The following is a 17059-nucleotide window of genomic DNA, read 5'->3' on the forward strand; positions in this document are numbered from 1 at the left end:
GCCATTATCGCCGGGGGCGGTTGCCGCTAGTGAGCGCCCCGGTTGAGCACGGACATGGCGCCGGACAGAATCTGCGACAACGGATCTGCGCCGCCGCCGAAGGTGGCCTGGGTGGCGGGCGCGGTGACGGCAGCCGGGTCATATCCGTTCACCGGATCGACCTGGATGGGTGCGGTCAGCGGATCGTCGTTGCGCGAATATCCCTCGTTGACCATGGGCAGCAGCACCGCGTCGAGCTCGTTGAGCGTCTCTTCCGGCACGCCTGCGTACTGGAACGGCAGCACCAAGGGAAGATGCCGCTCCGGGATCAGATACGTCGTCGTCGTTGCGCCCCGCGAGTTCACCGTCGTCCGGATGTTCTGCGGCGGCACCATGCTCGGGTTGGTGAATGCCACCGCGGTGTGCCCGGTCATCAATCCCACCAGCGTGTTGGCCAGTGCCATCAGGTTGTCCGGACGGTCGGGGAAGTCGGCGATCGAGTCGTAGGCCGAGATGAACATCTTGGTGTTGTACTGGCTCTCCACCGGAGGCGGCACCGGGTAGTCGAGGGCGGGAACGACGCTGCCGACCGGGAACATGGCGGTCAGGAAGCTCTCGCCGAAGGCGTGACGGGCGACCGGATCGCCAAAGGTGGCGAAACTCAACTGATCTGGTGGGGGAGCGTTGGGGTCGGTGGCGAGCCGGGCCTGCAGTTCGTCGAGGACGAGCGCTCCTTCGGACAAGCCGATCGCCGTGCCGGGGCCGCCCTGCCGGATCGCCGCGTCCAGGTTGTCCGCGCCGACGACGACCGATTCGCCGACGCTGGGCCCGTCCGCGCCCAGCCCGGGAAACATCTCGTCGAGTTGGCCGATGCCCGGGAAGAGCCGTCCCAGCACGTGGCCCTGCACCTGGCCGGCGGGATAGTCGATGATCTGGCGGCGCAGGCCGGGGAACCACTCGGCGCCCTCGCGTCGGATGTACTCGTCATAGGGGATGCCCAGAACGTGGGCGCCGCCCAGCGCGTAGGCCGTCCCACCGGGCTGCGGCGCCTCATCCGTCGGCGTTTCGTCGGCCATCGCCCGCCCGACTCCCAAACAGCTTGTGGCACCGACGGTTACCAGCGCGGTGAGTCCTGCGAGCAGTTTCTTCATCCCTACTTCTCTTCCCGTAGTGCGCTCCCGTACGAGGCGAGCCTCATGCGCCCGCGCTGGTTCGGCCCGGTGACACTCGTGATGGCCACCAACTCGCCTTGCCGACCAGCGTAGCGATGGCGGGCACCGTGATGGTGCGTACCAGGAAGGTGTCCAGCAGGATCCCGACGCCGATCACGAAACCACCCTGGATCACGGTGCCGATGGTGGAGAACAACAGGCCCCACATCGAGGCGGCGAAGATCAACCCGGCCGCGGTGATCACCCCGCCGGTGGAGCTCAGGGTGCGGATGATGCCGTAGCGCATGCTGTTCGGTGATTCATCACGCATCCGCGAGATGAGCAACATGTTGTAGTCCGCACCGACCGCCACCAGCACCACGAAGGCCAACGGCGGAATGCTCCAATGCAATTGCTGGCCGAGCAGGTACTGGAACACCAGGACGCCGATACCCACCGCCGACAAATACGAGATCACCACCGACCCCACCAGATACAGCGGTGCAACGATCGCGCGCAGCAGCGCGATCAGCGTCAGCAGCACGACGATCAGCGTGACCGCGATGATGAACCTGATGTCGTGTTCGTAATAGTCGCGGGTGTCACGCAGCGTGACCGGATATCCCGCCATCGAGATCGAGGCATCGGCCAGCGCGGTGTTCGGCTGCGCGCTGCGAGCGGCGGCGGTGATGGCGTTGACCTGATCCATGGCTTCGGCGCTGAACGGGTTGAGCTTCGTCTGCACCAGGTACCGCACCGAGTGGCCGTCCGGGGAGATGAACAGCTTGGCGGCCTTCCTGAACTCCTCCATGCGCAGCAGTTGAGGCGGAATGTTGAAGCCGGCCATCGATGGTTCCGCCGCGTCGTCCTTCATCGCGAGCAGGAACGCCGACGCTTCGCCGAGTCCGGTGCCCATCTGCCTGATCTGGTCGACGAGTTGGTCCACGCCGTCGGCCACCTGCCGGCTGCCGCCGGCTACCCGCTCCGCGCCCTGTTGCAGACGGTTCAGGCCGCCCTCGACTCCACCGGCCTGGTCGAATCCCATGGCATGCAGTGCCCGGGTGAAGTTGGCGAGTGCGCCGCGCAACCGGTCCGCCGTCGCGGCCAGGGTCTGTTTGTCGCCGAACCCTTGCAGTTGGTTCGCCAGATCGTTGATCTGGTCGAGGCTTCCGCTGTTGCGCGCATTCACCAGCCGCTCGAACTGCGCGCGGGTAGCGGCGCACGAGGCATCAACGTCACAGATCACATTGCCCTGCAGTGCCATCAAGACCGGAGGGACCCAACCGAACATGTCCCGGACCGCAGCGAAGTTCAGGCCCATCTCATGGCCGAGCGCGTTGATGCTGTTGACCAGCTTCGCCGCGGTGGTGACTTCTTTGACCAACCGATCCCCGCCGTACTGGCCCCGCATCGAGGTGAAGACATCGACCAGGCCCTGCATCGCGGAGACCATCTGGTTGACCTGTCCGCGCACATCACCCAGGTTCTCGGCCAGCGTGTTGGCTCCCCTGCTCAGCCGGTTCAGGTCGTTGTCGTGCTCGCTGATCAGTGCGGCGCCGGCGCCCAGCCGGGCGCCGATGGCCCCGGCCTGATACGTGGCTCTGAACTCCTCGGGCACGGCGCCGGTGGGCCGAGTGATTCCGGTGACGGCGGCAATGTTGGGTAGTTGACTGACTCGCTCGGCCATCTGCTCCAGGTCGGCCAGCGCCCGTGGCGTGCGCAGGTCATGCGGCGACTGGACCAGGATGTATTCCGGGATCGACTGATTCACGGGGAAGTGGCGCTCCAGCGCCGTGTACCCGATGGAGCTCGGAGCCGATGCGGGCACACCCTTGCGGTCGTCGTAGTTGAACCGCACCAAGCCGGCGCAGCCGGCCAGAATGGCCAGCACCAGCAGGCTCGCGACCAAGTGGGTCTTGGGCCGGCGCACGATCCGGATTCCCGAACGCCGCCAGAACCGGGACGTCAGCTCGCGCCGTGGCTTGACCCACCCACGGGGACCGGCCACCACCAGAATGGCGGGCAACAAGGTCATCGCGGCAAGGAACGCCACCCCGACGCCGATCGCCGACGACAAGCCGACCGATGAGAACACTCCCATCTGGGAGAAACTGATACCGAGGAACGTGATGCCCACCGTGGCTGCCGATGCGGCGATCACCTTTCCGATCGACATCATCGCCCGCCGCACCGCTCGATCGAAGTCGTCGCCTTGCCGGAGATAGTCGTGATAGCGGCTGATCAGGAAGACGGCGTAGTCCGTCCCGGCGCCGGCGATGATGGCACTCAAGAACACGATGGACTGGTTTGACACGCCGATGCCGGTGACGTCCGACATGGCCGCGACCACGGCCTGGGCGATGACCATCGATATGCCGATCGCCAGCAATGGCAGCAGCATGGTCACCGGATTTCGATAGACCAACAGCAGGACCAGCAGCACCAGCACCGCGATCGCGACTTCGATCGGGACCCGATCCCGGTTGCCCGCGGCGGTGAGGTCGGCGACCGTGGCCGCGGGCCCGGTGAGGTGCGCCGTCAGCTGCGACCCGGCGACGGAGTGTTTGACGATGTCGGCGACCCGCTGGAACGCGGCATAGGACTTCGGTGTGCCCAACTCACCCGCCAGACCGACCGGCAGCACCCAGGTGGTGCGGTCCTTGCTGGTCAACGTCGAACGCAAGGGCGGTGTGTCGACGAAATCCTGCAACATCAACACGTCCCGCTTGTCCTCGCGCAAGGCGCTGACCAGCTTGCGGTAGGCAACTTCGTCCGCAGGCTTCAAGCCGCTGTCATTGGTCAGGACCACCAACAGCAGGTCGTCCGCCCCCGATTCGTGAAACGCCTCGGTCATCTTCCGGGCTGTGACGCTCGAGGGCGCATCGCTCGGCAGGATGTCGAGCGGGTGCTTCTCGGCCATCTTGTTCAGGGATGGGAACGCCAACGGCAGGGCGACCGCGACGGCCACCCACAGGCCGATCACCAACCAGGGCCACCGCACCACTGCATCGGCTAGCCGTCGCAAACTGCTCCTACCCCCGGTCGCGCCCTGCCGGAAACCGCGAGCCTCGGCAAGGCGGTGACCATCGAACTACTCCACATTACGCAACGCGCCCCCAGTGCCCGGTGTCCGCGACCCGCCCGCAGACCTCCTTCATCGCGGCCATATAGCGGGTGATCGAAGTGCGGGCCACCGGATTGTCCGGATACATCACCGCCATCACCGTGCCCTCGCCGTACCGGAAAATGTAGATCGTCAGCTGATACGAGTATCGGCCGTCGGAGTGAATACCGATGTTGTCCGCATAGCCCATGTCCGCGGCGGCAAGCACGGCATTCAGCGGAGCCGCGTCGCCGTGCAGGAAGTTCGTCACCGGGAAGTTCGGGCGGGGCCAGTTCAACCACGGCGCCAATTCCAGCGCGCGGTAGTAAGGCACCCTGGCCATGTCCAGACCCGAATCGAACGACGCCTGAGCTGTCCACGCGGCCTCGGCGAAGGATGTCGCGGCGATCGGGACGGTGATCGGTACCAAACCGGTGAACCAGCCCTGAGTCATGAAATTGTCCGAGCCGGTCCGGGAGTCCCTGGGGGTGAGTCCGTAGTAGGTGGGAGCCCCGGTGAATTCGTGCTCGACCAGTGCGATGCACGCGAACAGGCCGCCGACGAAGCGGGCCCCGGCCGCGCCGCAGGCCGCGTCGAATCGTAGCGTCTGCTCCGGGTTCATCAGGGGCTCGGTGATCATGGCGCTGCGCCCCGGCTCCATCGGATTGCCAAGCGGCAGCGGGAAATCCGGAAGGCTGGCGGCGTTGTTCTCGGCGAAGTCGATCCACGTCTGTATCTGCGGTGAATCCAGGGTCAACGTCGAGGTGTATTCCCGCTCCCTGGTGCAGAAGTCGTCATAGCTGCCCGCTTCCGGCAGCGCCAGGGCTTGGCCGCTTGATGTCAACGTGGTGTACATGCCGTGCGACTCGAGCATCGTGATGCCGATCAACGTCGCGTCCCCGTGAACGTGATCGATACACGCATAGAAGGTGAAGTGCTCCTCGCTCTGGATGATCCCGAACGTGAAGCAGCCCCACTCGAACGCGTCCGGGGTTGCCACGACATGGTCGTGAATTTCTTCGACACTCATCTTGCCGTGGTCGACCGGCGCGAATTCGACGTCGTCGGGATCGCTGATCGTGTGCCGGACGATTTCGCCGTCCGGGGTGTAGTCGAACCAGCTGCGGTATGTGTCGTGACGGCGCAGGTATGCGTTGAGCGCCTTGTCCATGACGCCGAGATCGCAGTGTCCAGGCACTTCACATGACGCGATGATTTGTCGCGAGTAATCCAGTCCCGCTTTCGCCCGCTCGCGACAGCCGCGCAGATGCTGACCCTGCATGTAGCTGACCGGCACCGAGCTGACCGGCGCCAGACGGGCCTTCGCCCGGGCCTCGGGAGTCGGATGCCAAGTGGTGACCACGCCGGGACGCACGGTCCAATCGCTCATCGAACCGATCGTGATCTTCCCGATACGCAATTAATTCTCCTTGATCTGGACCGCCGCCCTCGGGCCCGCTGGTAGCGACATCAAGATAACCCTTGGTCGATGCTCGTCGGCGACGCCCGAGGTCATGACGGTGCCCCCCGGCGGCCGCCGTCGGCGGTTACTGTGATGTAGCGGGGGTCGCTAACGCAGGAACGGATGCACGGCGTAGATATGACCTAGCAAAGTTTTCCGGATGATGGCACCTCAGGGCCCCTGTACTTGCAATACTTGCCGTCTACGTTGATCTGCCGCCCAGCCAGGCCGGGCAGGTAGAGCAAAGAACGGCTCGGGACCTGGTTCGGAGCTGCCCCGGCCGCGGCGTGGAAAAACCAGGCCCGAACAATCGAACCTGCGCTTTCCAGGCAGAGAGGACAAATGCATGGCAACCGTCGAGGATCCGGTGGAACGGGCATCGGGTTTTGCGATCGTGGGCTACGCACTGCGTATGCCGGGTGCTGCCGACGCGGACGAGTTCTGGGACGTGCTGCTGCAGGGCCGCGACGCGATCTCCGAAATACCTCCGGACCGGTGGGACGTCGAGGAATTCTTCGACGCGGACCCCGACGCACCCGGAAAGGTAGCGACGCGGCGGGCGGGCTTCATCGACGACGTGACGGGGTTCGATGCGCCGTTCTTCGGCTTGTCGGCCCGCGAGGTCCGATTGATGGACCCCCAGCATCGGCTGCTGCTCGAGACGGCGTGGCGGGCGGTGGAACACTCCGGAACCGCGCCAACGGCTCTGGCGAACACCAACACCGGCGTGTTCATCGGCCTGTCCACCCACGACTACCTCGGAATGGCCTCGGATGAGCTGACTTACGACGAGATCGAGGCCTACATGGCGATCGGGACGGCGGCCGCGGCCGGCGCCGGCCGGATCAGCTACCGGTTGGGCCTGCAGGGTCCGGCGGTCACCGTCGACACCGCCTGCAGTTCGTCGTTGGTGGCGATCCACCAGGCCTGCCAGGCGCTGCGGCTGGGTGAATGCGACCTCGCCCTGGCCGGCGGTGCGAACGTGCTGCTCAGCCCGGCGACCATGATCACCTTCTCGCACGCGCACATGCTGGCGCCCGACGGCCGGTGCAAGACCTTCGATGCGGCCGCGGACGGATACGTCCGCGGTGAGGGCTGCGGCGTCGTCGTCGTCAAACGTCTTGACGACGCGATCCGCGATGGAGACCGGATCCGCGCGGTGATCCGCGGCAGCGCGGTGAATCAGGACGGCGCATCGGGTGGCCTGACGGTGCCCAACGGTGTGGCCCAACAGCGGGTGCTCACCGAGGCGCTGGATCGCGCCGGGGTCGCCGCGCGCGAGGTGGGATATCTCGAGGCGCACGGGACCGGGACGTCGCTGGGCGATCCGATCGAAGTCCAGGCCGCCGGCGCGGTGTACGGCGACGGGCGCGAATCGGGCCGGCCGCTGCTGATCGGCTCGGTGAAGACGAACATCGGTCACCTCGAAGCGGCGGCCGGGATCGCGGGCGTGATCAAGGTGATCCTGTCGCTCGAGCACGAGGTGCTGCCGAAGCACCTGAACTTCCGCACCCCGTCGCCGCATATTCCGTGGGACAAGCTGGCCGTGCGGGTCGTGCAGGAATCCACCTCCTGGGAACGCAACGGCCAGCCCCGCATTGCCGGTGTCAGCTCGTTCGGGTTCTCCGGGACCAATGCGCACGTCATCATCGAGGAAGCGCCGAACGTCGCGGTCGCGCAACCGGCTGAGCAGCCGGCGGACAGGTTCAGCCTGCTGCCGTTGTCGGGACGCACCCCGGCCGCGTTGGCGCAGATCGCCGAGCAGTACCGCGGTTGGTTGACCACGCATCCCGACGCGGAGCTGGCGGACGTGTGCTTCACCGCCGGGGCCGGGCGGTCCCACTTCGAGCATCGTGCGGCGCTGGTGGTGAACTCGACCGAATCCGCCACGGAGCTACTCGGTGCGCTCGCCGACGATCGGCCGGCGCCGGGGCTGGTACGTGGCGTCTCCGACGACACGCCGAAGACCGCATGGTTGTTCCCGGGGCAGGGCAGCCAGTTCCCCGGCATGACCCGGGAATTGTTCGAGACCGAGCCGGTGTTCGCCGAGACGATGACCCGGTGCGCGGCCGTTGTCGATGAGGTGCTCGAAAAGTCGTTGCTGGACGTCATTTTCGACGCGGACGACCCGGACACCTTGCGGCAGACCAGCTACGCCCAGCCCGCGCTGTTCGCGGTGGAGATGGGCCTGGCCCGCTTGTGGCAGTCATGGGGCTTCGAGCCGGATGTGGTGCTGGGCCACAGCGTCGGCCAGTATTCCGCCGCCTGTGTCGCCGGGGTGTTCAGCCTGGAAGACGGGGCGCGGCTACTCGCCGAACGAGGCCGGCTGTTCGGCAACCTGCCGGCGGGTGGCCGGATGGTCGCGATATTCGCCGCCGCCGAGCGGGTCGAGAGCTTCACCGACGAGTTCCCGCGGCTGTCGGTGGCCGCGTACAACGGCGCCAACACGGTGTTGGCGGGTCCCGCCGAGGACCTGGACCGGGCGGTGGCCACGCTGACCGCCGACGGTGTCCGGTGCGACTGGCTCGACACCAGTCACGCTTTCCATTCGGCGTTGCTGGATCCGGCCCTCGACGAATTCGAGTCGTTCGCGAACCGCTTCGCATTCAGTGCGCCACGCCGGACTCTGGTGTGCAACCGCACCGGAAAAGCATTGGGCCGCAACGCCAAACTCGACGGCTCGTACTGGCGACGGCACGCACGTCAGCCCATCGAGTTCGCCAAGAGCGTCGCCACTTTGGCCGATCTCGGTTGCGCCGTGCTGCTGGAGGTCGGCCCGCAACCGATCCTTTCCGCCGCCGCGCTGCGGGCTTGGCCCGACCCGGCGACCGCACCACGGGCGATCGCGTCGCTGCGGCGCAACAGCGGCGACCGTCGCCAGATCACCGAAGCCGTTGCGGGCGCCTACGTGGCCGGCCACTTGCCCGACTTCGCGGCCCTCGTACAGGGGCCGCGGCGCAAGCTCGACCTGCCCACGTATCCGTTCCAGCATCGCGAGTACTGGTACCGCGACAAGCGGGTTCCTCCCACGTACAGAGCCAAAGCGGCTGATCAGTCCGGCGCAGCTCGGTCTGCCGCGCGCACCGACGCCGTTCGGCTACTCGAGGACGGCCGGATCGACGAGCTGGTCGCGCTGCTCGGTGGCGAGGACGGCAACCAGCAGACTGCGGAAGTCTTGAAAAAGCTTGCGGCGCAACATAACCAACAGCGCGCAACCCAATCCATCGCGGATATTCGCTATGACATCCGCTGGGAGAAGCTGGCCCGGACAGCAGGGTCGCAGTCAACCGAACCGGGCGCCTGGTTGCTGATCGGTGACGACGCCGAGGCGATCGAGCCGCTGGCCGATGCGTTGACCGCCCGCGGGGACCGCCACCAGGTCCTCGGACTGCCAGTCACCGATGCGGACGAGGAGCGGATGGAAGCGGCGTTGCGCGCCGCGGCAGCACAGGACACGACGCCTCGCATCCTCGTGCTCGCGGCCCTCGAGTCCGACTCGGAGCCCTCGATGCGGTCGCTGCTGCGCATGCAGCACCGGGTGCTGGGCGGTCTTCGGCGGTTGTTCCGGTCGGCCGGAGCCGCCGAGCTGCGGGCACCCATCTGGTTGATCACCCGTGGCGCACAACGGGTCACAATTTCGGACAGCGTGTCGCCGGTGCAGTCCTGCCTGTGGGGCTTCGGGCGCGCCGCCGCGCTGGAACACCCGCAACTGTGGGGAGGGCTGGCCGACCTGCCCGAAGGTGGTGCGGACGAGTGGCCGGTGCTGATCGAGCACGTGCTGACCGCCCCCGCCGCGGAAGATCAGGTCGCCCTGCGTGATCGCGCCGTCCACGGCGCGCGGCTGAGCCGGCGTGCGGGTCTGCCGAGCGCCACGGCGCCGGTGATCCGGGATGACGCAACGTATCTGGTGACCGGCGGGCTCGGCGGGGTCGGCCTGGAAATCGCCGAATATCTCGCCGCCCAGGGCGCCCGCCACGTGGTGCTGACCAGTCGGCGCTCGCCCAGCGACGCCGCACAACAGCGTATCGATGCGATCGGCGAGCAGTACGGCTGCGACATCACCGCCGTCGCGGCGGATGTGGCCAACCCGCACGATGTGGCCCGGTTGCTGACCACCGTGCAGGCCGAACTGCCGCCGCTGGCCGGCATCGTGCACGCGGCCGGGGAGATGGGCACCACCCCGTTGCGCACGCTCGACGACGCCGAGGTGGACCGGGTCTTCGCCGGAAAGGTCTGGGGTGCTTGGAATTTGAGCGAAGCGACCGCGGACCTGTCGCTGGACTTCTTCCTCAGCACATCCTCGATCGCCGCGGTCTGGGGCAGCTTCGGGCAGACGGCCTACAGCGCGGCCAACGCGTTCCTGGACGGTCTGGCCTGGCGGCTACGCGAGCAAGGTGTTCCCGCCGTCAGCGTCAACTTCGGGCCGTGGTCGGCGGGCATGGCCGACGCGGACGCTCGTGCCCACCTCGAGAAGCGCGGCGTGCGGACCTTGCCGCCCACCGACGCCCTGGCCGGGATGGCCGAACTGCTTTCGGGCGCCTCGGCGCAAGGGCCGGTGCAAGGGGTGGTGGCCCGAATCGACTGGGCCCGGTTCCTGCCGCTGTATCAGCAGGCCGGCACGCGGTCGCTGTTTGCCGAGGTGGAACGTGAGCTGCCCGAGTCGGTGACCGACCCGGCACCCTCGGGGACCACCAAACTGGTCGAAAAACTCACCCGTGCACCGGCGCAGCAACGCAAGAAGCTCGTCGTCGACTACCTCCGCGACATAGTCGCCGAGGTAACCCGCATCGACGCCACCGAAATCCGGGACGAGGCAGGCTTTTTCGACCTCGGCATGGACTCGCTGATGGCGGTGGAACTGCGGCGCCGTGTCGAGCAGTCCGTGGGCAAGCAGCTGCCGGCGACGCTGGCAATGGACTATCCGCGGCTGGTGGACGTCGCCGACTACCTCCTGGACGACATCCTCGGCTTGAGCGCGCAACCCGCCAAGGCAAGCGCTGCACCGGCTGTGCCCGCCTCGGCGGGGCTGGGTGCCGCGGACGAGCCGATCGCCATTGTCGCGGTCGCATGCCGCTTTCCCGGCTCGCCCGATCCCGACGCGTACTGGGAACTGCTGTCCGGCGCGGTCGATGCGATCCGGGAGATCCCGGACGACCGCTTCGACATTGACGAGTTCTACGACCCGGACCCCGAGACGCCGGGCAAGATCTACAGCCGCAACGGCGGCTACCTGGAGGGCATCGACGGGTTCGATCCGGAGTTCTTCGGTATCTCGCCCCGCGAGGCCGTGTGGATGGACCCCCAGCAGCGGTTGATGCTGGAGATCGTCTGGGAGGGCCTGGAACGTGCGGGCTATTCGCCGGCGGCGTTGCGCGGCAGCCGAAGTGGCATCTTTGTCGGCGTCGCCGCCAACGAGTATTCACACCTGTTGTCCAGCGACTCGGTCGAGAACATCGAAGCCCACTTCATCACCGGCAACGCGCTGAACGCCATCGCCGGCCGGGTGGCCTTCGCGCTGGGTCTGGAGGGGCCGGCCGTGGCGGTCGATACCGCCTGCAGCTCTTCGCTGGTGGCGGTCCACCAGGCGTGCCAGGCCCTGCACTCCGGTGACTGCGACCTGGCACTCGCCGGTGGGGTCAATGTTCTATTGAGCCCGGCTTCCATCGTCGCCGCCTCCCGTGCCCGGATGTTGTCCCCGGACGGGCGCTGCAAGACCTTCGACGCCGCAGCCGACGGCTACGTCCGCAGCGAGGGTTGCGGCATCCTGGTCCTCAAGAGGCTCAGTGATGCCGAGCGCAACGGCGACCGGATCTGTGCCGTCATCCGGGGCACCGCGGTCAATCAGGACGGTGCCTCCAGCGGGTTGACCGTGCCCAACGGCGGTGCGCAGCAACGCCTCATTTCGGCTGCGCTGGCGCGTGCCGGCATCGGCGGCCGGGACGTCGACTACCTCGAGGCGCACGGAACGGGCACCTCGCTGGGCGATCCCATCGAGGTGCAGGCCGCCGCGGCGGTCTACGGCGGCGACCGCGATCCGAACCGTCCGCTGCTGCTGGGATCCGTCAAGACCAACATCGGCCATCTCGAGTCGGCGGCCGGTGTCGCCGGCCTGATCAAGGTCGTGTTGTCCCTTGAGCACGAAATGCTGCCGCAGAACCTGCATTTCGAAAACCCGTCGCCACATATCCCGTGGGATTCGCTGCCGGTTCGGGTGGTGGACAAGCCGACTCCGTGGCAGACGAACGGCCGGCCACGCCGGGCCGGAGTCAGCTCGTTCGGCTTCACCGGCACCAACGCCCACGTGCTGCTGGAGGAGGCGCCAGCAGCGGCGACCGCCGACGCTTACTCGGTGGACGACGGCGTGCCGGAGCCGGACGCGCCCGCCACCACGATCGGGGTGTTGCCGCTGTCGGCCCGCTCACCGCAGGCACTGGTGGCGCTGGCGCAGCGCTACGAAACGTGGCTGGACGCCCACCCGAAGGTCGACATCAACGACGTGTGCTTCACCGCCGCGGTGGGACGGTCGCACTTCGAGCACCGTGCCGCGCTGGTGGTGGATTCGGTGCAGGGCGCCCGCGAACTGCTGGCCGAGCTGGCCGAGAACCGGGTGCGCCCCGGCGTGACCCGGGGCGAGTGCACCGACCCGCCGAAGACGGCTTGGCTGTTCACCGGCCAGGGCAGCCAGTATCCGGGGATGGCACGCGAATTGTTCGACGCCGAACCGGTTTTCGCCGACACGGTGCGGCGTTGCGCGGAGGCGATCGATTCGATGCTGCCCCGCCCGCTGCTCGAGGTGCTGTTCGCCTTGGACCGCGACGGCGGAGAAACGCTGCGCCACACCTCATTCGCCCAGCCGGCGCTGTTCGCCATCGAGATGGGCCTGGCCCGCCTGTGGCAGTCGTGGGGCATCGAACCCGACGTGGTGCTGGGGCACAGTGTCGGCCAGTATGCTGCGGCCTGTGTGGCCGAAGTCTTCAGCCTCGAGGACGGGGCACGACTGATGGCCGAACGGGGCCGACTGTTCGGCAGCCTGCCCGACGGCGGTCGGATGGTGGCGGTGTTCGCCAACGCCGAACAGGTGGAGGCAGCCGCCAAGGCGGCGCCGCGGGTGTCGGTCGCGGCCTACAACGGCCGCAACACCGTGCTGTCCGGGCCGGGTGAAGACCTGGAGGAGATCGTCGCGGCGTTCAGCGGCGAGGGTGTGCGCTGCACCTGGTTGGACACCAGCCACGCGTTCCACTCCGAGCTGCTCGAGCCGGTGCTCGACGAATTCGAGTCGTACGCAGCGAGAATCGCCTACGCGGTGCCGACCCGGCCGCTGGTCTGCAACCGGACCGGCGGGGTGCTGAGCGCAGAAACCCCGCTGGACGCGCAGTACTGGCGCCGGCACTCCCGCCAGCCGGTGCAGTTCAGCGAAAGTGTGCGCACGGTAGCCGAACTGGGCTGCTCGGTCCTGATGGAGATCGGACCGCAGCCGATTCTGACCGCGGCCGCGATCCAGGTGTGGCCGGAGCACTCGGCGACGCCGCGTGCCATCGTCTCGCTGCGTAAGGGCGTCGACGGGCGCCGGCAGATCGCCGAGGCGCTGGCCGCCGCGTACGTGTCCGGGCATCGTCCCGATTTCGCTGCGCTACACCAGGGTGCAAGGCACCGACTCGAAATGCCGACCTATCCGTTCCAGCGCCGCCACTTCTGGCCGAAGGTGTCCGGGATCGCCGGCATCGGTGGCGACACCGCGGGCGTAGCCGGAATCCTGGGCAGCGTCAAGGATCTCGCGTCCGGTGACGTCGTCTACACCAGCCGGTTGTCGGTGAAGACGCAGCCGTGGCTGGCCCACCACGTCATCTACGGCACCGTGGTGGTGCCGGGCGCGACGTACGCGGCGATGGCCCTGGCCGCGGTCGGGCCGCCGGCGCGGGTGCAGGACGTGTTCTTCTACGAGCCGATCATCCTGCCGGATAAGGCGTCTCGTGAGGTGCAACTGACTTTGCACCCGTTCGAGGACGGCGGCGGCTGGACTTTCCGGGTGCACAGCCGGCCCTACGGCGTCCGTGAGGCGGAATGGTCGCTGAATGCCGACGGCACCGTCGTCACCGGTGTTGGTGAGGATTCGGGACCCGATGCGTCCGATCCCATCGACGCGGCGACCGAGCGGTTGAACCGCACCCGTCCCCAGCAGTTGTTCGAAACCTTCGCCGACATGGAGTTGGCGTGGGGGCCCACCTGGGCCAACTGCCTGAAATCGCTGTGGGTGGGCGAGGGTGAAGCCATCGGCGATGTCGTCGTCGGCGACGAACTCGCCGAGCACCTCGGCGCCGAGCCGATTCACCCGGTCCTGCTGGACCTGTGCACCGGTGTGGCATTCCCGGCCTTCCCGGCGCTGCTCGAGGCGACCGAACAGGGCGCGGTACCCGATCTGTTCCTGCCGCTGCGGTACGGGCGGGTCAGCCTGCAAGGTCCGATCCCGCGGCGGTTCTATTGCCGCGCGACCTGGCGCACCGGCGGTACGGAGAGCGAAACGCAGGTCTTCGACCTCGATTTCGTGGACCGCGATGGTCGACACCTCGGCGGAATCCACGAGTTCACCGTCAAACGCGCCCCCCGGGAAGCGTTGTTGCGCGGGCTCGGCGGCGACGCCACCCGCCTGCTGTACACCCTGGGCTGGCACGAGGTACCGCCGCCGTCCGGTGAGACCGCAGAAAACGGCGGCGACGCCTGGCTGATCGCCGGATTCGACGAACTGGCGGCCGCCCTGCCCAACAGCGTCACGACCACCGCTGCCGAGGATCCCGAGCATTGGCGGCAACTGCTGGCGCAAGCGCAGGAACGCGGGACACCGATCGGCGGCATCGTCTGGCGCAGCACGGCAAAAGCGGGTGCCGACGAGTCGAGCGCGGAATTCAGCGCTCGGCTCGAGGCCGAGTTGACCAACCTGGCCGGTACCGCGCGGACCCTGCTGGCCGACGAAGCTCGGCTGTCCGGCGGATTCTGGGTCATCACCGAGCGTGGTGTGGCAACCGAATCCGGCGAGCGGGTCGACCCGGTTCAGGCTGCGCTGTGGGGGCTCGGCCGCACCATCATCGCCGAGCAACCGACGCTGCGCTGCCGGCTGGTCGACCAGGACGGATCCGAGGAGGCGGTCCAGTCGCTGGCCGCACTGCTCGGCGCGGCCGATGACTCCGAACCCGAACTGGCACTGCGCCAAGGCAAGTTCCTGGTGTCGCGGCTGATGCCGTGGTCGCGCAGTGGGCTGCTTGCGGTGCCGCGGGCAACGGACTACGTCCTGGCGCCGACCGAACGCGGCGCGATCGACAACCTGCGGCTGGCTGAGACGGACGTGCCGCCGCCGGATCCGGGGCAGGTGCAGATCCGGGTCGAGGCCGCCGGCCTCAACTTCCGCGATGTGCTCAACGTGTTGGGCCTGTACCCGGGCGATCCGGGGTTGATCGGCGGCGACTTCTCCGGCATCGTGACCGAAGTCGGTTCCGACGTCACGGGATTCGAAGTCGGACAACGCGTCCTCGGCTTCATGCAGGGCGCCTTCGCCACCCGCATCAACGTGCCGGCGCAGCTGCTGGCGGTGGTGCCGGACGGGCTGAGTGCGGTGGAAGCCGCGAGCATCCCCGCCGCGGCGCTGACGGCCCGGCTGGCGTTCGACTGGGCGAAGCTTCGCCTGGGTGACCGCGTGCTGGTGCACGCGGCCAGCGGCGGTGTCGGGCTGGCGGCGATCCAGCTGGCCCAGCAGTGCGGCGCCACCGTGTTCGCCACCGCGAGCACCTTCAAGCGCGCGACGCTGCGCAAGATGGGCGTGCAGTACGTATATGACTCGCGCAGCACCGATTTCGCGGATCAGATCCTCGCCGACACCGAAGGTGCCGGGGTGGACGTGGTGCTCAACAGCCTGACCAACGAAGGCTTCGTCGCGGCGACCGTGCGGGCCACCGCCCAGAACGGCCGGTTCGCAGAGATCGCCAAGCGAGACATCTGGACTCCCGAGCAGATGGCCGAGGCCCGCCCGGACATCAAGTACGAGATCGTCGCGCTCGACGGGACGATCATGCAGGACCCGGAACGCATTCGGGGTCTGCTGTGCGAGGTGTCGGACGGACTGGCGCGCGGCGAGTGGACCCCGCTGCCATCGGAGATCTATCCGTTGACGGAGGCCAAGACCGCGTTCCGGCGCATGCAGCAGGCACGGCACATCGGCAAGATTGTGCTGCAGATGCCGAAACCGCTGCAGCCGCGCGGTGATCGGAGTTACCTGATCACCGGTGGTCTCGGCGCCCTCGGACTGCACACCGCGGCCCATCTGGCCCAACTGGGCGCCGGCGACATCGTGTTGACCAGTCGGCGCGAACCGGATGCCGCGGCGCAAGAGGCCATCGCTGACATCTCCGAGCGCTATCGGTGCCGCGTGCACACCCTGTCCGCCGACATCGGCGAAGAGTCCGAAGTCCAACGGGTACTGGAGTGGATCCGCTCGGAGTTGCCGCCGTTGGGCGGGGTGGCCCACCTGGCGGGCGTGCTCGACGACGCCTTGCTGCCGCAGCAGAGCGCCGAACGCTTCCGCACCACCTTGCTGCCAAAAGCGTTGGGCGCGTGGAATCTGCATCGGCTGACAAGGAACGACGACCTGGAGTTCTTCATCGCCTACTCGTCGGCATCGAGCGTGCTCGGTTCGCCCGGTCAGGCCAATTACGCGGCAGCCAATGCGGTACTCGACGGGCTAATCGCATACCGCAAGGCGCTGGGCCTGCCGGCGACCGGTGCGAACTTCGGTCCCTGGGCGAAGGGCGGTATGGCCGCCTCGCAGGCCGCGCGGGCCAATCTCGGTGCGCAAGGGATGGTGCCGCTGGAACCAACGGCCGCCCTCAATGCGCTCGGCGAAGCCGTCGCACACGGGACCGGACAGGTCACCGTCATCAAGGCCAATTGGCAGCGGGCTGCGAAGATGCTGGGTGGGGTCCGACCGCCGATTCTCGACCACTTGCTGCCGAGCGCGGCGACGGTGACGGCCGGGGACAGCGAACTGCTCCGGAAACTGCACGAGGTCCCCGAGGAGCAGCGTGCCGACTTCCTGACCGAGTTCCTGCAGCAGGAGGTGCAGAATTTCCTGCGGCTCGCCCAACCGCCGGCTGCCACCAGTCGATTCCTGGACCTGGGTACGGATTCGCTGATGGCGGTGGAACTCCGCAACCGGTTGTACGGTCAGTTCGGGGGCGCGTTCACGATCAGCGCGACCGCGGTCTTCGACTATCCGACCATCAGGTCGCTGGCCGAGTACCTGGCCGAGCAGGTGCCGGAACTGCCGTCCGGGTCGGAAGCACAGCCGAGCGAGGCGGATCCGGTCGCGAGATAGTTGGT

General features: G+C 67.6%; 4 protein-coding genes. 1 reads left to right on the forward strand and 3 read right to left on the reverse strand.

Going from position 1 to position 17059, the window contains the following annotated elements; genetic code table 11:
- Positions 1-26 precede the first annotated feature (26 nt).
- The 3 genes from pe to A9X01_RS08300 all read right to left on the reverse strand — a co-directional run bounded on the left by pe (position 27) and on the right by A9X01_RS08300 (position 5653).
- Positions 27-1130, reverse strand: coding sequence for an acyltransferase PE (gene pe / locus A9X01_RS08290; protein WP_065120277.1), 1104 nt, complete (start codon positions 1128-1130; stop codon positions 27-29).
- Between the two features lie 43 nt (positions 1131-1173).
- A complete protein-coding gene (locus A9X01_RS08295; RefSeq protein WP_301336926.1) occupies positions 1174-4155 on the reverse strand; it encodes an MMPL/RND family transporter in 2982 nt (993 codons plus the stop codon).
- A gap of 76 nt (positions 4156-4231) precedes the next feature.
- Positions 4232-5653 carry a condensation domain-containing protein gene (locus A9X01_RS08300; protein WP_065120278.1) on the reverse strand — a complete coding sequence of 474 codons (1422 nt, stop codon included), beginning with the start codon at positions 5651-5653 and terminating at the stop codon, positions 4232-4234.
- 388 nt (positions 5654-6041) lie between these two features.
- Here A9X01_RS08300 and A9X01_RS08305 point away from each other — a divergent pair, with 388 nt between their 5' ends.
- A complete protein-coding gene (locus tag A9X01_RS08305) occupies positions 6042-17054 on the forward strand; it encodes a type I polyketide synthase (RefSeq protein ID WP_065120279.1) in 11013 nt (3670 codons plus the stop codon).
- The last annotated feature ends 5 nt before the right edge of the window (positions 17055-17059 follow it).

Origin of the sequence: Mycobacterium asiaticum (assembly GCF_001668675.1) — a bacterium.
In the GTDB taxonomy this organism is placed as follows: Bacteria; Actinomycetota; Actinomycetes; order Mycobacteriales; family Mycobacteriaceae; genus Mycobacterium; species Mycobacterium asiaticum_D.